Here is a 17,567-nt window from a genome sequence, read left to right on the forward strand (position 1 = left end):
GCCTTTGGCAAACCAAGTAGTCTTTCAAATAAAAAATCCCGCACGAATGCGGGATTTAAAAGTTATTACTTTTCGATAGTTGCTACAACGCCAGCGCCTACTGTACGTCCACCTTCACGGATTGAGAATTTAGTACCTTCTTCAATCGCGATTGGAGCGATAAGTTCAACTGTCATTTCAACGTTGTCGCCAGGCATAACCATTTCTACGCCTTCTGGAAGATGGATGATTCCAGTTACGTCAGTTGTACGGAAGTAGAACTGTGGGCGGTAGTTAGAGAAGAATGGAGTGTGACGTCCACCCTCTTCTTTTGATAGAACGTAAACTTCTGATTTGAATTTAGTATGTTGTGTGATTGTACCTGGTTTCGCAAGTACTTGACCACGCTCGATGTCTTCACGGGAAACACCACGTAGAAGTGCACCGATGTTGTCGCCAGCTTCTGCATAGTCAAGAAGCTTACGGAACATTTCAACACCTGTTACAGTAGTTGATTTTGGCTCTTCAGTCAAACCGATGATGTCAACAACGTCACCGACTTTAACTTGTCCACGCTCAACACGTCCTGTAGCAACTGTACCACGGCCTGTGATTGAGAATACGTCCTCAACTGGCATCATGAATGGTTTTTCAGTGTCACGTGGTGGTGTTGGGATGTACTCGTCTACAGCGTTCATAAGCTCAACGATTTTCTCTTCCCACTCAGGCTCACCTTCAAGTGCTTTAAGAGCAGAACCTTTGATAACAGGAATGTCATCGCCAGGGAAATCGTATTCAGAAAGAAGGTCACGGATTTCCATTTCTACTAGCTCAAGAAGTTCTTCGTCGTCAACCATATCACATTTGTTCATGAATACAACTAGGTAAGGAACACCTACTTGACGTGAAAGAAGGATGTGCTCACGAGTTTGTGGCATTGGGCCGTCAGCTGCAGATACAACTAGGATACCGCCGTCCATTTGAGCTGCACCAGTGATCATGTTTTTAACATAGTCAGCGTGACCTGGGCAGTCAACGTGTGCGTAGTGACGAGTTTCAGTTTCGTACTCGATGTGAGACGTGTTGATTGTGATTCCACGCTCTTTTTCTTCTGGTGCGTTATCAACATCAGCGTAAGAACGAGCTTCCCCACCTAGTTTTTTCGCAAGAACTGTTGCGATTGCTGCTGTAAGTGTAGTTTTACCATGGTCAACGTGACCGATTGTTCCAACGTTAGCATGCGTCTTGGAACGGTCGAATTTCTCTTTACCCATTGTGGAATTCCTCCTTAAAAATATGAATGTTTTATTTTTTATAAGCATGGATGCTGGGGAGAAGAATCTCCTCCAACTATCCATATCTTACAAGTAATCAAAGATGGAAACAAGGATGAAATTTAATTATTCACCTTTATTTTTCTTGATAACTTCTTCAGCAATTGATTTCGGAACATCTTCGTAGTGATCGAATACCATCGAGAATACTCCTCGACCTTGTGTATTCGAACGAAGTGAAGTTGCGTAACCGAACATTTCTGCAAGTGGAACCATTGCACGGACAACTTGTGCGTTTCCGCGAGCGTCCATACCTTCCACACGACCACGGCGTGATGTAATATCACCCATGATGTCGCCCATGTATTCTTCAGGAATGATAACTTCAACTTTCATCATCGGCTCAAGAAGAACTGGGTTACATTTTGCTGCAGCATTTTTAAGTGCCATGGAAGCAGCAATCTTGAACGCCATCTCGTTGGAGTCAACGTCGTGGTAAGAACCGTCGAATAGACGAGCCTTAACGTCGATCAACGGATAACCTGCAATAACACCGTTGTTCAGTGAGTCACGGATTCCAGCTTCAACGGACGGGATGTATTCACGAGGAACAACACCACCGACGATATTGTTTTGGAATTCGAAACCTTTTCCTTCTTCGTTTGGCGAGAATTCGATCCAAACGTGACCGTATTGACCACGACCACCGGATTGGCGGACGAACTTACCTTCAACTTCCGCAGCGCTGCGGAATGTTTCACGATAAGATACTTGTGGCGCTCCAACGTTCGCTTCAACTTTGAACTCACGACGTAGACGGTCAACGATGATGTCAAGGTGAAGTTCACCCATACCAGCGATGATGACTTCGCCTGTTTCTTGGTCAGTGTGCGCACGGAAAGTCGGGTCTTCTTCTTGCAATTTCGCAAGAGCAGTACCCATCTTGTCTTGGTCGCCTTTTGTCTTCGGTTCGATTGCTACAGAGATAACCGGTTCTGGGAATTCCATGGACTCAAGGATGATTGGTGCTTTGTCGTCACAAAGCGTGTCACCTGTTCCAGTATCTTTCAAACCGACCGCTGCTGCAATTTCACCAGAATGAACTTCAGCGATTTCTTCACGGGAGTTCGCGTGCATTTGAAGGATACGTCCTACACGCTCACGTTTGCCTTTTGTTGAGTTCAAGACGTATGAGCCTGATTGAAGGACACCGGAATATACACGGAAGAATGTAAGCTTACCGACGTAAGGGTCAGTCATAACTTTGAAAGCAAGAGCAGAGAATGGCTCCTCGTCGCTTGAACGACGCTCTTCCTCTTCTTCTGTATCCGGATTAATACCTGTCATTGCAGCGATATCAAGTGGTGATGGCAAGTAGTCGACAACAGCGTCGAGTACTAGTTGAACACCTTTGTTTTTGAAAGCAGTACCGCAAACAACTGGGTAGAATTCTACCGCAAGTGTCGCTTTACGGATTGCTGTTTTGATTTCTTCGATTGAAAGCTCTTCGCCGCCAAGGTATTTCTCCATAAGATCTTCGTCGAAGTCTACAATTGCTTCGATTAATTTCTCACGGTACTCTTCAGCTTGCTCACGGTATTCTTCTGGAATCTCTTCGACTGAAACGTCTGTTCCAAGGTCATTACCGTACATTGTTGCTTTCATTTCAACTAGATCGATGATGCCGCTGAATGTATCTTCGGCGCCGATTGGAAGTTGAATAGGAACAGCATTTGCTTGTAGGCGATCGTGAAGCGTACCTACAGAGTAAAGGAAGTCTGCACCTGTTTTGTCCATCTTGTTAACGAAAACAAGGCGTGGAACTTTGTAGTTTGTCGCTTGGCGCCAAACTGTTTCTGTTTGCGGCTCAACGCCTGATTGAGCGTCAAGTACCGTAACAGCACCATCCAATACACGAAGTGAACGTTCAACTTCAACAGTGAAGTCTACGTGTCCTGGCGTATCGATGATGTTTACACGGTGGCCTTTCCATGCAGCTGTTGTCGCAGCAGATGTGATCGTGATTCCACGCTCTTGCTCCTGCTCCATCCAGTCCATCTGGGAAGCCCCTTCGTGCGTTTCACCAATTTTGTGGATTTTACCTGTGTAAAAAAGGATCCGCTCAGTTGTCGTCGTCTTACCGGCGTCGATGTGAGCCATGATACCAATGTTACGAGTATTATCTAAGGAGAACTCTCTAGCCATTTTGTATAACTCCTTCCGTTTCGGATTAAGGTGTCAATCAATCACGCCGAGGCGTGAATATAGATAAACCGTCCGATCTTACCAGCGATAGTGAGCGAATGCTTTGTTCGCTTCTGCCATTTTGTGCATTTCTTCACGGCGTTTAACGGATGCACCTGTGTTGTTAGAAGCATCAAGGATTTCGTTCGCAAGACGCTCTTCCATTGTTTTCTCACCACGTGTGCGAGAGTAGTTCACAAGGTAACGCAATCCGAGAGTTGTACGACGTTCAGGGCGAACTTCAACCGGAACTTGGTAGTTTGCACCACCGACACGGCGAGCACGTACTTCAAGAACTGGCATAACATTGTTCAATGCCGCTTCAAATACTTCTATAGGGTCTTTACCTGAGCGTTCTTTCACAAGTTCAAACGCACCATAGAGGATTTTTTGTGATGTACCTTTTTTACCGTCTACCATCATTTTGTTGATAAGACGAGAGACAAGCTTCGAATTGTAAATTGGATCCGGTAATACGTCGCGTTTTGCAACAGGACCTTTACGAGGCATATTGTTTTCCTCCTTTCGAAATAATCATTTCGTTATTAGTTTTTCTTTTCTTTAGGTTTTTTCGCACCGTATTGTGAACGGCTTTGCATACGACCAGTAACTCCAGCAGTATCAAGCGCACCACGTACGATGTGGTAACGAACACCAGGTAAGTCTTTTACACGTCCTCCGCGGATAAGAACAACGCTGTGCTCTTGAAGGTTGTGACCTTCACCAGGGATATATGCGTTTACTTCCAAAGTATTTGTCAAACGAACACGCGCATATTTACGAAGAGCCGAGTTCGGTTTCTTCGGAGTCATTGTACCCACACGAGTACAAACACCTCTTTTTTGTGGCGAGTTGACATTTGTCATCGACTTTTTGAAGCTGTTATAGCTTTTTCCGAGTGCTGGTGCCTTGGAACTGTCCGATTTCGATTTACGTGGTTTACGGACCAATTGGTTAATTGTAGGCATCGGATTTCCTCCTTTCACTGTGCTTTTTGTAAGACCACACATCCAGGTGGTTCATTTTTGGGGTAAAAACAAAGTCTTTGTGCTTTTATAACACAAAAACCATCATACAGTAATGGCGACGACGGACGCACCGACTTGAATGCCGCATGCCTGACCGAGCTTTTCTCTCGAATCGACATAACTTACTTGGATGCCTTCCTGTTCTGCTTCCCCAATAACTGGGTCAATCAGCTTTCGTTCAGCATCTTTCGCAATAACGACTTCCTTCACTACGCCAGACTTTATCGCTTTCACTGTTTGCTTTGTACCGATGATTGTCTTCTTTGCCTGCTCGACTTTTTCATAAGACATTCGTACATCCTCCAAAGTACAGACATTCAACTATCAACCTTTTGTATATTATCATTTGCAAAGAAGCATGTCAACAATAAAAGAAAAACAGGGAGAGGATTTTTCACTCTCCCCGTTTCCGATCATTGTTTATTCAACAACCGCTGCAGTCGCCTCTTCATCTTGCTCCATTTGAATTTGACGATAGCGTTGCATGCCCGTTCCAGCTGGAACTAGCTTACCGATGATGACGTTCTCTTTTAGACCTAGCAATTCATCCGTTTTTCCTTTAATCGCTGCATCTGTTAAGACGCGAGTCGTTTCTTGGAAGGATGCTGCTGATAGGAAGGATTCCGTCTCAAGCGAAGCTTTTGTAATTCCGAGAATAACTGGACGTGATGTAGCTGGCACTTTTCCACTCTTCAATACGACTGCGTTCGCTTCAGCAAATTGGTGGATATCGAGCAACGAGCCCGGAAGTAGATCCGTGTCGCCCGCTTCAATAACACGTACTTTACGAAGCATTTGGCGAACCATTACTTCAACGTGTTTATCCCCAATTTCAACACCTTGCATACGGTATACTTTTTGAACTTCTTTAAGAAGGTATTCTTGTACAGTAGCAACGTCTTTAACGACAATTAATTCTTTCGGATCAATGGAACCTTCTGTAATAATGTCCCCACGATCGATTGAATCGCCAACTTGTACTTTCAAGCGGGCATTGTACGGCGCGAGATATTTACGCGTCTCGACTTCCCCTTGAATCGTAATTTCCTTCTGACCTTCTCGAATTTCGTCAATCTCAGTGATATTACCTTTAATCTCAGAGATGACAGCCTGCCCTTTCGGATTCCGCGCTTCGAAAATTTCTTGGATACGAGGAAGACCGGACGTAATATCGTCCCCGGCAACCCCACCTGTATGGAATGTACGCATTGTAAGCTGTGTACCTGGCTCACCAATCGATTGTGCTGCGATGATACCGACCGCTTCACCAACTTCGACTGCTTCACCTGTCGCAAGGTTGATGCCGTAACATTTCTTACAAATACCATGTTTTGTATTACACGTAAACGCAGAACGAATTGTAACTGCTTCGATACCAGCGCTAATAATTGCAGTCGCAAGATCGGCAGTGACGAGGCCATCTTTCGGAACAATCACTTCTCCCGTTTCCGGATGACGGACTGTCTTCTTCACATGGCGACCTTCAATACGCTCTTCCAACGTTTCGATAATTTCTGTACCTTCCGTCAGCGCACTAATACGTAAGCCTCTATCTGTTCCACAATCATCTTCACGTACGATGACGTCTTGCGCAACGTCTACGAGACGGCGTGTTAAGTAACCTGAGTCGGCAGTTTTTAGCGCCGTATCCGCGAGACCTTTACGAGCACCATGCGTGGAAATGAAGTACTCGAGTACTGTCAATCCTTCACGGAATGAAGACTTGATCGGCAATTCGATAATCCGTCCTGCCGGGTTAGCCATCAGTCCCCGCATTCCTGCGAGCTGTGTAAAGTTGGACGCGTTACCACGGGCACCTGAGTCACTCATCATGTAAATAGGGTTTGTATTTTCAAGAGAGTCCATCAGTTTATCTTGGATAATATCCTTCGCATTACTCCAGTAGGAGATTACACGGTCATAACGCTCTTCCTCCGTAATAAGACCACGGCGGAATTGTTGCGTCACTTTATCCACTTTATTTTGAGCTTCTAGCAAGATTTCATCTTTGTTCGGCAATACGACGATGTCTGAAATACCGACCGTGATTCCTGCACGAGTTGAATATTTGAAACCTAGATTTTTCATTCGGTCTAACATTCTTGAAGTTTCCGTTATATGGAACTTCTTGAATATCTCCGCAATGATATTTCCGAGAATCTTTTTACGGAACGGAAGGACAACTTCTGCGTTTTGCAGGTGCTCCTTAACATTAACCGTTCCGTCAATGAAGTATTTATCCGGCGTTTCAACTTGTAAGTTGTGATTCGTCGGCTCATTGATGTATGGGAACGTTTCAGGAAGAATTTCATTGAAAATGAGCTTCCCAACCGTCGTCAATAAAAGCTTGCGGTTTTGTTCTTCTGTAAACGTCGGGTTGTTCAACGATCCTGCTTGGACAGCGATCCTTGTATGCAAATGAACATGCCCTGTTTGATAAGCGATCAACGCCTCGTTCGTATCACTGAAGATCGATCCTTCACCGATGGAACCTTCCCTTTCCAACGTAAGGTAGTAGTTACCCAATACCATATCCTGAGATGGAGTAACGACTGGCTTTCCGTCTTTCGGGTTCAAAATGTTTTGCGCTGCGAGCATGAGCAAGCGTGCCTCGGCTTGAGCTTCAGCCGAAAGCGGGACGTGAACAGCCATTTGGTCACCGTCGAAGTCGGCATTATACGCCGTACATACGAGTGGGTGAAGCTGGATTGCACGGCCTTCCACCAACATTGGCTCGAATGCCTGGATTCCAAGTCTGTGAAGAGTAGGAGCACGGTTCAGTAAGACCGGGTGCTCTCTAATGACATCTTCAAGGACATCCCATACTTCTGAATGCAAACGTTCGATTTTACGTTTCGCACTCTTAATGTTATGAGCAAGTCCACGTTCGACTAATTCCTTCATGACGAACGGCTTGAACAATTCAATGGCCATCTCTTTCGGAAGACCACATTGATACATTTTCAAGTTAGGTCCAACAACGATTACCGAACGGCCTGAATAATCGACCCGTTTACCTAACAAGTTTTGACGGAAGCGCCCTTGCTTCCCTTTCAACATATGGGAGAGGGATTTCAACGGACGATTTCCTGGTCCTGTAACCGGACGTCCACGTCGTCCATTATCAACGAGAGCATCGACAGCTTCCTGCAACATACGCTTTTCATTTTGCACGATGATTCCTGGTGCGCCGAGGTCAAGAAGACGTTTCAATCGGTTGTTACGGTTAATGACCCTACGATAAAGGTCGTTCAAATCAGATGTTGCGAAACGGCCGCCGTCGAGCTGTACCATTGGGCGCAACTCTGGAGGGATGACCGGTAACACTTCAAGAACCATCCATTCTGGACGGTTTCCGGAGTTACGGAAAGACTCGACAACTTCCAAGCGTCTGATCGCACGAGTACGACGTTGACCTTGTACAGTTTTCAACTCTTCCTTCAACATTTCCGTTTCTTTATCTAAGTCGATTGCCATTAGAAGCTGTTCAATCGCTTCCGCACCCATAAGCGCTTGGAATTTAGAGCCGTACTTTTCACGGTAAAGTCTGAATTCCTTCTCAGAAAGCAATTGCTTTCGCTCAAGCGGTGTGTCCGCAGGGTCAATGACTACGTAAGATGCAAAATAAATGATTTCTTCTAACGCACGTGGCGTCATATCGAGAATAAGGCCCATTCTACTCGGGATGCCTTTGAAATACCAAATATGCGTAACAGGTGCCGCAAGCTCAATATGTCCCATACGTTCACGGCGTACTTTTTGACGTGTCACTTCGACGCCGCATCGATCACAGACGACACCTTTGTAACGGACGCGCTTATACTTTCCGCAGTGACATTCCCAGTCTTTTGTAGGTCCGAAAATTCGTTCACAGAACAGACCGTCCTTCTCAGGCTTTAATGTACGATAGTTGATCGTTTCAGGTTTTTTCACTTCACCGTAAGACCATGAACGAATTTTATCCGGTGAAGCGAGGCCGATTTTCATATACTCAAAATTGTTTACATCTATCAAGGAGCCTACCTCCCTCTTATCTTATCTCCGCGATGGACTCTCATCAGTATCGTTAAAAATAGAGGAGCATGTTAAAGCTCCCCTATCCAATTGTACAAATTAGATTTCAATCAGACTGTTTGATCTTCAGTCATAAGATTCAATGCGTCTGTCGGTTGCATATCATCGTCATCATCGAGATCTCGCATTTCGATCTCTTCAAATTCTTCCGTTAGCATCTTCACGTCTAATCCAAGGCTCTGAAGTTCTTTAATCAATACTTTGAACGATTCAGGTACGCCCGGTTGAGGAACGCTTTGACCTTTGACGATCGCTTCGTACGTCTTCACACGGCCGACAACATCATCTGATTTAACAGTAAGAATCTCTTGCAATGTATAAGCGGCACCGTAAGCTTCGAGCGCCCATACTTCCATCTCCCCGAAACGCTGTCCACCGAATTGGGCTTTTCCTCCAAGCGGCTGTTGCGTAACGAGCGAGTACGGTCCAGTCGAACGAGCATGCAACTTATCGTCAACCATATGCGCAAGCTTGATTAAGTACATGACACCGACCGATACACGGCTATCAAATGGTTCTCCTGAACGGCCATCGTAAAGGATCGTCTTTCCGTCACGGTTCATGCCCGCTTCTTCCATCGTCGTCCAGACATCCTCTTCATTCGCTCCGTCAAATACCGGAGAAGCTGTATGAATGCCTAGATTCCGAGCAGCCATTCCTAGGTGCATTTCTAATACCTGTCCGATGTTCATACGAGATGGTACCCCAAGTGGGTTCAACATGACGTCGATCGGTGTGCCATCTGGAAGATACGGCATATCCGATTCAGGCAAGATACGTGAAATTACCCCTTTGTTCCCGTGACGTCCAGCCATCTTATCCCCAACGGAGATTTTACGTTTCTGTACGATGTACGCACGCACGAGCTGGTTGACGCCCGGTGGTAATTCATCTCCGTCTTCACGATTGAACACTTTGACGTCAAGGACGATTCCGCCTGCTCCGTGAGGAACACGTAGAGATGTATCGCGGACTTCACGAGCCTTTTCACCGAAGATTGCGTGAAGGAGCCTTTCTTCCGCTGTCAATTCAGTAACCCCTTTAGGTGTCACTTTTCCGACAAGGATGTCACCATCGCGAACTTCTGCACCGATACGGATAATTCCGCGGTCATCAAGGTTGCGAAGAGCCTCTTCACCGACGTTCGGGATATCCCTCGTAATCTCTTCAGGTCCGAGTTTCGTGTCTCGCGCTTCCGATTCGTATTCTTCAATATGAATTGAAGTGAATACGTCATCTTTTACAAGACGTTCGCTCATGATAATGGCATCTTCATAGTTATACCCGTCCCACGTCATGAAGGCTGTAAGGACGTTTCGACCTAAAGCAAGCTCACCTTTATCCATCGACGGTCCGTCTGCAAGGATATCACGTGGTTTTACACGATCTCCGACACTTACAATCGGACGTTGGTTATAACACGTCCCTTGGTTGGAACGAATGAAGTTATCAAGTCGATAAACCGTCAAGTCGCCCTTCACTTCTTTGCCATCTACCGTTTCAATACGGCGGATACGGATTTCTTTAGCTTCAACATGCTCGACAATTCCGTGGAATTTCGCAAGCACGGCAGCTCCAGAGTCACGCGCTGATACGTGTTCCATTCCAGTTCCGACAAACGGTGCTTCTGGATTCAACAAAGGCACTGCTTGACGTTGCATGTTCGCGCCCATGAGTGCACGGTTCGAGTCATCGTTTTCAAGGAACGGGATACATGCAGTCGCAGCTGAAACGACTTGTTTTGGAGATACATCCATGTAGTCGATTTGTTCGCGTTTGAAGACCGTATTGTCCCCTTGGAAACGTCCAACGACTTCTTCATTAACGTACGTACCGTCTTCATTAAGCTCCGCATTCGCCTGTGCAACGACATAGTTGTCTTCAATATCTGCAGTCAAGTAGTCGATTTGTTCAGTGACGCGACCCGTTTCAGGGTCAACCTTCCGATAAGGAGTTTCAATGAAACCGAACTTATTCACTCTTGCAAACGTCGAAAGGGAGTTAATCAATCCAATGTTCGGACCCTCCGGCGTTTCAATCGGACACATACGTCCATAGTGGGAATAGTGAACGTCTCGAACTTCCATACCCGCACGTTCTCTTGTCAATCCACCAGGTCCGAGTGCTGAGAGACGTCTCTTATGCGTCAATTCAGCAAGCGGGTTCGTTTGGTCCATGAATTGGGATAGCTGCGAGCTACCGAAGAATTCCTTGATGGAAGCGATGACCGGTCTAATGTTGATCAATTGCTGAGGCACGATCGATTGAGTGTCATTAATAGACATCCGCTCTTTAACGACACGCTCCATACGAGATAATCCGATACGGAATTGGTTTTGCAACAATTCGCCAACCGAACGCAAACGACGGTTTCCGAGATGGTCAATATCATCCGTATTTCCGACGCCATGCAACAAGTTGAAGAAGTAGCTAATCGATGCGACGATATCTGCAGGTGTCACATTCTTCACCGTTTCGTCGATGCTTCCATTCGAAATAACATTGATCACTTGCTTCTCTTCACTCTTTGGAGCGTAGATCTTGATCGTTTGGATAGTAATATCGTCTTCTAAAACGCCACCGATGTGCGATACTTCCTGGATACCGACACCTTTTTCAAGATGTGGCAATAGACGATCCAACGTCCTACGGTCAAGCAATTGATCCTTCTCAACTAGAATCTCACCCGTTTCAGGGTCTACAAGTGTTTCTGCAACGACTTGATTGAACAGACGGTTTTGCAAATGAAGCTTCTTGTTCATTTTGTAACGGCCGACATTCGCCAAGTCGTACCTTTTTGGGTCGAAGAAGCGAGAGTACAGCAGGCTTTTCGCGCTATCCAATGTCGGCGGTTCGCCAGGACGGAGGCGCTCATAAATTTCAAGCAAGGCCTTTTCCGAAGTTTCTGTGTTATCCTTTTCAAGTGTGTTTCTCAAATACTCGTTGTCCCCGATTAAATCGATGATCTCCTGATCAGTCGAAAACCCAAGTGCGCGTAAAAGGACTGTAATCGGCAATTTACGGGTACGGTCGATACGGACATGGACAACATCTTTCGCGTCAGTTTCATACTCGAGCCATGCGCCGCGGTTCGGAATTACGGTTGCCGCAAATCCACGCTTACCGTTCTTGTCCGTTTTATCATTGAAGTAGACGCTCGGAGATCGTACGAGCTGGGAAACGATAACCCTTTCCGCTCCGTTGATAATGAACGTTCCGTTTTCGGTCATTAGCGGGAAATCGCCCATGAAAACGTCCTGTTCCTTCACTTCTTCCGTCTCTTTGTTATGCAAGCGCACTTTTACGCGGAGTGGTGCCGCATACGTAACATCTCGCTCTTTCGATTCATCAACAGGGTATTTCGGTTCACCAAGTTGATAATCAATAAATTCCAACGAAAGATTACCTGTGAAATCCTGGATTGGAGAAATATCGCGGAACATCTCCCGCAATCCTTCTTCCAAGAACCACTCATAAGATGCCGTCTGGATTTCAATCAAATTCGGCAGCTCGAGAACTTCATTGATCCGCGCGAAACTTCTGCGCTGACGGTGTTGACCATACTGAACTAAATGACCTGTCAACTCTTTCACCCCTCAAAACAATATTAGTCCTTTGCGAAATCATAAAAATAGTGTATGATATCGAAAAAACAAAAAGAAAACGAGTTCTGGCAAGAGCTCATTTTCGGTTTAACAATCTTTTATCCATTGCCAGTATGCCTTAGTTTTCCAAAACTTATGCAAAAGGGCACACGAACGCATTATATTATTTATGCATTTTACAATACTAGCACAAGGTAACCCTCACGTCAAGTTTTTTCGTGCTCTAATAATGAAATATCCTTTTTTCTTCCCCACTGTTTCCGCATTTCCGAACTTCTCTATTAAATGCGTAATCGTCGAAGGCGCGCCTTGCTTCTTCTGAATGACGATCCACAATTCTCCACCTACAGCTAATTTCGAAAAAGCACCGTCATAGATTTTGAATACCGTCTCTTTTCCTGCCCGGATAGGCGGGTTCGTTAATACCGCAGCGAAACCTTCCGCCTCCACTGCCGATAATGCGTCGCTTGGATATATGACTACATTCCGTATGCCATTTAGTTCGGCATTTTCATTCGCGAGCGCCATCGCCCTTTCGTTGACATCGACCATATGGATGTTCCGATCCGGAAAAGATGCGGCGATCGATAATCCGATAGGCCCGTATCCACAGCCGACGTCCAACACGTCACCTTCCACACTCGACATCGTGAATGACTCCGCTAGAAGGCGTGAACCAAAGTCCACTTCCCCTTTACTAAAAACACCTGCGTCCGTCTTGAAACGCAATCGTTTGTTGCGCAATGTCGCTTGCCATTCCTTCGGATCACTTTTCACTGTTGGATTTTTAGAGTAGTAATGTTCAGCCATACTGATCCTCCTTCCTTCCGAAAGGTTGCCCATTTTTCCTTGAAGATAAAAACGAAGAAAAGCCCGTCCAAAACGACGAGCCTTCCTTCATTATTCAAAAATTACTTAACTTCGATTCCAGCGCCAACTTCTTCAAGTTTCGCTTTCATTTCTTCAGCTTCTTCTTTAGATACGCCTTCTTTGATTGCTTTTGGAGCGTTATCAACTAGCTCTTTCGCTTCTTTCAAGCCTAGGCCTGTGATTTCGCGAACAACTTTGATAACTTTGATTTTTTGGTCTCCTGCAGATGCAAGAACTACGTCGAATTCAGTTTGCTCAGCAGCAGCTTCACCAGCACCTGCTCCGCCAACCATTGCAACTGGAGCTGCAGCAGTTACGCCGAATTCTTCTTCGATTGCTTTTACAAGGTCGTTCAATTCAAGAACTGTCATTTCTTTAATCGCGTCAAGGATTTGTTCTTTAGTCATTATATTTTCCTCCTAAATAGGTTTTGTTTTGTCGGGAATTACCCCGCATATTTTTGTCGTTCAGGCCACTTGAGTAAACTTAAGCGCCTTGTTCCTCTTTTTGCTCTGCAACAGCTTTTGTTGCAAGCGCGAAGTTGCGCATTGGAGCTTGTAGAACGCTGAGTAGCATGGAAAGAAGTCCTTCGCGTGATGGAAGTTCCGCCAATGCTTTGACATCTTCTACAGAAGCAACGTTACCTTCGATAACGCCCGCTTTGATTTCAAGCTTGTCGTTCTTCTTAGCGAAGTCGTTAAGGATTTTAGCAGGTGCAACAACATCTTCAGTCGAGAATGCGATTGCGTTTGGACCTACCAAATGCTCATTCAACCCTTCAAGTCCAGCCGCTTCAGCAGCACGGCGTGACATAGAGTTTTTGTAAACTTTGAAGTCGATGCCTGCTTCACGAAGCTGTTTACGAAGTTCCGTAACTTGGCTCACGTTAAGACCACGATAGTCAACCACAACAACGGAAACCGATGATTTCAATTTGCTTGAGATCTCTTCAACTACCGCTTGTTTAGCTTCTAATACTTTGCTCATCTTGACACCTCCTATGAAAATTGGGGTCACTTATACCATATGAAAAGCCCTCGGGATCCACAAAGTAGACCACGAGGGCAGAAAAAGTCGTCATCATTACATTAATGAGCGTCTTGTCCTCGGCAGGATGATTAAGCGCATTGCGCACCTGCTGTCTACGGTACAAATGATTTAGTTTGCAACAAACGAAATCTTACTATAAGATTTCAAGCTTGTCAATACTTTTATTTTACAACTACAGTTGACGGATCAACTTTGACCGCAGGACCCATTGTCGTCGTGATGTTCACTGACTTCATGTAAGTTCCTTTAGCTGCAGCTGGTTTAGCTTTTTGAATTGTTTCAAAAACAGTTGTGAAGTTTTCTTCAAGCTTCTCGTTGTCGAAAGAAACTTTTCCGATTGGAGCGTGGATAATACCCGCTTTGTCCGCACGGTATTCAACTTTACCTGCTTTGATTTCCGCAACAGCTTTCGCAACATCAAATGTTACTGTGCCTGTTTTCGGGTTCGGCATTAAGCCTTTTGGTCCTAATACGCGACCAATTTTACCAACTTCGCCCATCATGTCCGGAGTTGCAACGATAACGTCGAAATCGAACCAGCCTTGTTGGATTTTAGTGATGTACTCTGCATCGCCTGCATAGTCTGCGCCAGCAGCTTCCGCTTCTTTCAACTTTTCGCCTTTTGCGAAAACGAGAACGCGTTGAGTTTTACCAGTTCCGTTTGGAAGCACAACTGCTCCACGGATTTGCTGGTCGTTTTTACGAGTGTCGATTCCTAGACGGAATGCGACTTCAACAGTTGCGTCAAAGTTAACTGTGCTTGTTTTCTTTGCAAGCTCAATCGCTTCTTTTACGTCATACGCTTGTGTGCGATCGACAAGTTTTGCCGCCTCAGTGAATTTTTTACCTCTTTTTACCATTATAATTTCCTCCTCGATTGTGGTTTTAACGGATTATACCTCCCACGAATAAGGGTTGCGTGTTCCAAGGAACAAGCGCAACCCCCACTACAAAGAAACACGCTACGGTTTTATCGCAATCAGTCTTCGATCGTGATTCCCATACTGCGCGCAGTACCTTCAACCATTGCCATCGCTGCTTCAACCGATGCTGCGTTTAGATCCTGCATCTTTTGTTCTGCAATTTCGCGAACTTTATCACGTTTTACAGTAGCTACCTTCTTTTTGTTTGGTTCGCCTGAACCTTTTTGAAGATTAGCTGCAACTTTCAGCAATACTGCCGCTGGTGGAGTTTTTGTAATAAAAGTGAATGAACGGTCCTCAAATACAGTTATTTCAACAGGAATGATTAAGCCTGCTTGATCCGCTGTACGTGCGTTGAAATCTTTACAGAATCCCATGATGTTAACACCTGCTTGACCTAGCGCCGGTCCAACCGGTGGAGCTGGGTTAGCTTTACCTGCAGGGATTTGCAATTTAACGATTTTGGTTACTTTTTTAGCCACGAGACACACCTCCTTAAGTCCGTGATGTGGTAATTGGGTTGCCCCTCCCACTCAATATGTGCCTGCCGGTTACCCGGTAGAATTTGGTTAATCCGTCCAGTCTGTTCTATTTACAGTCTGACCTTTGAAATGATATCACTATTATGCCTGTCTTGCAAGTGGTAATATCTTATATTTTTTCAACTTGTCCAAAGTCAAGTTCCATAATCGTCTCCCTACCGAACATGTCGACGGAAACGCGAACTTTCCCTTTGTCTTGATCGATTTCTTCCACTTTTCCTTGGAAGTGCGCGAAAGGTCCTTCAAGCACTTCGATTACTTCTCCTACTTCGAAGTCCGCTTCAGCTTTCCGTTCTTTCATGCCCATCTGTTTAAGGATGAAATCGACTTCTTCCGGCAATAACGGCGTCGGCTTCGCGCCTCCACCTGAAGACCCGATGAAACCTGTTACACCTGGCGTGTTGCGGACGACATACCAAGAATCGTCTGTCATAATTAGTTCCACGAGAACGTATCCAGGGAACGTCTTTTTCATAACTGTCCGTTTCTTGCCGTCTTTAAAGTCTGTTTCCTGTTCTTCAGGAATGACAACGCGGAATATTTTGTCTTGCATCCCCATCGTCTCGACACGTTTTTCTAGGTTGGCTTTTACTTTGTTTTCATAGCCTGAATACGTGTGGACGACGTACCAATTTTTCTCCATTTCCATAATGACGTAGGACTGTGTGTCCGTCCCTCCTTTTCGAAATATCATACCCGATTACTAACCGATGACTCTCTATATTTCCGAGAAATGAAAAAACCCGTTCATGTGACAAGACGGGATATTTTTCAACAAGGATATTCATGCTGTCTTATTATAACGCAAGATACCATTCCATTACTTCCGAAATGCCTAAATCGACTAGACCGAAATAAACCGCCATAAATACGACTGTAAAGATAACAACAATCGTATAACGCGTCAATTCTTTCCGCTTCGGCCAGCTGACCTTCCGCATTTCAGAGACTACATCTTTTAAAAAGCCGGTTAACTTACCCATTCGATCGTAGACCTCCGAATACTAAGTATATTGCTGAAACTAGATTGTTTGTTTATGTTCTGTATGTGTATTGCATTGTTTGCAAAACTTTTTTACCGCGAACCGAGCCGTCGTCTTTTTATTCCCCGCAGGGATGACATAGTTCCTTGACCCGCAATGATCACAGCTTAAAATTAGCTTACTAGACATTTCTTCACCTTGAACTTCCGTCGTGCAACTTCGTTGACAGTTTAAGTACATTGTCATTGCCTTGCTAAAGAGTACCATCTAATATTCGCGATGTCAACACGATGGAAATTGGTTGGCAACCCTTTCTAGACACGTTTCACTGCACGATATCGACTTGCATATGCCGTTCTAGTTTGCGCTTAATACGTTGCAGCGCATTATCTACGGATTTCACTTGTCGGTTCAATTCATCCGAAATCTCCTGATAGGATTGCCCTTCTAAATAGAGTGCTAGCACTTGCTTTTCAAGCCCACTCAACACTTTGTTAATTTCCTCTTCCATATGAATGAAATCTTCCTTATGAATAATCAAATCTTCCGGATCATCAAGTACAGACCCTGAAAGGACATCCAGTAAGGTGCGGTCGGATTCCTCGTCGTATACTGGCTTGTCCAACGATACCGACGTATTCAATGGAATATGTTTTTGCCTTGTCGCCGTCTTAATGGCTGTTATAATTTGCCTTGTGATGCATAGTTCTGCAAATGCTCGGAACGAAGCAAGCCGATCCGCCCTAAAATCTCGGATCGCTTTGTAAAGACCGATCATCCCTTCCTGAATAATATCTTCCCGATCGCCGCCCATCATAAAATATGAGCGCGCTTTCATTCTTACGAAAGATTGATATTTGGTAATGAGGAAATCAAGCGCATCCGTACTACCTTCATGAATACGAACTAAAAGTTCTTCATCAGATAGTCCGGTGAAATCAGATATACTTCCTTGAACGTATACATTTCCCGCCAATCACCACACCCCGATTCGT

At 45.1% G+C, this 17,567-nt stretch carries 16 protein-coding genes and 1 other annotated feature; all 16 genes read right to left on the reverse strand.

Going from position 1 to position 17,567, the window contains the following annotated elements; all coding sequences use genetic code 11:
* Positions 1–65: 65 nt before the first annotated feature.
* Entirely contained in the window at positions 66–1,253 is a 1,188-nt protein-coding gene (gene tuf, locus QM454_RS04630; protein WP_432362176.1) for an elongation factor Tu, read from the reverse strand.
* 126 nt (positions 1,254–1,379) lie between these two features.
* A complete protein-coding gene (gene fusA / locus QM454_RS04635) occupies positions 1,380–3,458 on the reverse strand; it encodes an elongation factor G (protein WP_432362179.1) in 2,079 nt (692 codons plus the stop codon).
* A 78-nt stretch (positions 3,459–3,536) separates the two neighbouring features.
* Positions 3,537–4,007: a 30S ribosomal protein S7 gene (rpsG, locus tag QM454_RS04640; protein WP_124068539.1), complete on the reverse strand. Its 471-nt coding sequence runs from the start codon at positions 4,005–4,007 to the stop codon at positions 3,537–3,539.
* Between the two features lie 35 nt (positions 4,008–4,042).
* The gene (rpsL, locus tag QM454_RS04645) at positions 4,043–4,465 is read right to left on the reverse strand and encodes a 30S ribosomal protein S12 (protein ID WP_432362182.1); all 423 of its coding nucleotides are present in this window, start codon (positions 4,463–4,465) and stop codon (positions 4,043–4,045) included.
* A 102-nt stretch (positions 4,466–4,567) separates the two neighbouring features.
* Positions 4,568–4,816: a 50S ribosomal protein L7ae-like protein gene (locus tag QM454_RS04650; RefSeq protein WP_432362185.1), complete on the reverse strand. Its 249-nt coding sequence runs from the start codon at positions 4,814–4,816 to the stop codon at positions 4,568–4,570.
* Between the two features lie 129 nt (positions 4,817–4,945).
* Positions 4,946–8,539, reverse strand: a complete 3,594-nt coding sequence (rpoC, locus tag QM454_RS04655; RefSeq protein ID WP_432362188.1) for a DNA-directed RNA polymerase subunit beta' — start codon at positions 8,537–8,539, stop codon at positions 4,946–4,948.
* Between the two features lie 110 nt (positions 8,540–8,649).
* Entirely contained in the window at positions 8,650–12,192 is a 3,543-nt protein-coding gene (gene rpoB / locus QM454_RS04660; RefSeq protein WP_432362191.1) for a DNA-directed RNA polymerase subunit beta, read from the reverse strand.
* 213 nt (positions 12,193–12,405) lie between these two features.
* Positions 12,406–13,014: a class I SAM-dependent methyltransferase gene (locus tag QM454_RS04665; RefSeq protein ID WP_432362193.1), complete on the reverse strand. Its 609-nt coding sequence runs from the start codon at positions 13,012–13,014 to the stop codon at positions 12,406–12,408.
* A gap of 101 nt (positions 13,015–13,115) precedes the next feature.
* Positions 13,116–13,481 carry a 50S ribosomal protein L7/L12 gene (rplL, locus tag QM454_RS04670; RefSeq protein ID WP_432362195.1) on the reverse strand — a complete coding sequence of 122 codons (366 nt, stop codon included), beginning with the start codon at positions 13,479–13,481 and terminating at the stop codon, positions 13,116–13,118.
* A 79-nt stretch (positions 13,482–13,560) separates the two neighbouring features.
* Complete coding sequence (rplJ, locus tag QM454_RS04675; protein ID WP_252504722.1) at positions 13,561–14,061, reverse strand: 50S ribosomal protein L10; 501 nt, start codon at positions 14,059–14,061, stop codon at positions 13,561–13,563.
* A gap of 31 nt (positions 14,062–14,092) precedes the next feature.
* Positions 14,093–14,240: a sequence feature (ribosomal protein L10 leader region), on the reverse strand.
* Between the two features lie 45 nt (positions 14,241–14,285).
* Entirely contained in the window at positions 14,286–14,984 is a 699-nt protein-coding gene (rplA, locus tag QM454_RS04680; RefSeq protein ID WP_432362200.1) for a 50S ribosomal protein L1, read from the reverse strand.
* A gap of 119 nt (positions 14,985–15,103) precedes the next feature.
* Positions 15,104–15,529 carry a 50S ribosomal protein L11 gene (rplK, locus tag QM454_RS04685; RefSeq protein WP_060203386.1) on the reverse strand — a complete coding sequence of 142 codons (426 nt, stop codon included), beginning with the start codon at positions 15,527–15,529 and terminating at the stop codon, positions 15,104–15,106.
* A gap of 169 nt (positions 15,530–15,698) precedes the next feature.
* Positions 15,699–16,232, reverse strand: a complete 534-nt coding sequence (gene nusG, locus QM454_RS04690; protein ID WP_432363857.1) for a transcription termination/antitermination protein NusG — start codon at positions 16,230–16,232, stop codon at positions 15,699–15,701.
* A gap of 154 nt (positions 16,233–16,386) precedes the next feature.
* On the reverse strand, positions 16,387–16,572 hold the full coding sequence (gene secE, locus QM454_RS04695) for a preprotein translocase subunit SecE (protein WP_432362203.1): 186 nt from the start codon (positions 16,570–16,572) through the stop codon (positions 16,387–16,389).
* Between the two features lie 39 nt (positions 16,573–16,611).
* Entirely contained in the window at positions 16,612–16,839 is a 228-nt protein-coding gene (gene rpmG / locus QM454_RS04700; RefSeq protein ID WP_432362206.1) for a 50S ribosomal protein L33, read from the reverse strand.
* A gap of 58 nt (positions 16,840–16,897) precedes the next feature.
* Positions 16,898–17,548 (reverse strand): RNA polymerase sporulation sigma factor SigH, encoded by a 651-nt coding sequence (sigH, locus tag QM454_RS04705; RefSeq protein ID WP_432362209.1) that lies wholly within the window; start codon positions 17,546–17,548, stop codon positions 16,898–16,900.
* Positions 17,549–17,567: the final 19 nt, after the last annotated feature.

Origin of the sequence: Sporosarcina sp. UB5 (genome assembly GCF_050859005.1) — a bacterium.
Taxonomy (GTDB): Bacteria; Bacillota; Bacilli; order Bacillales_A; family Planococcaceae; genus Sporosarcina.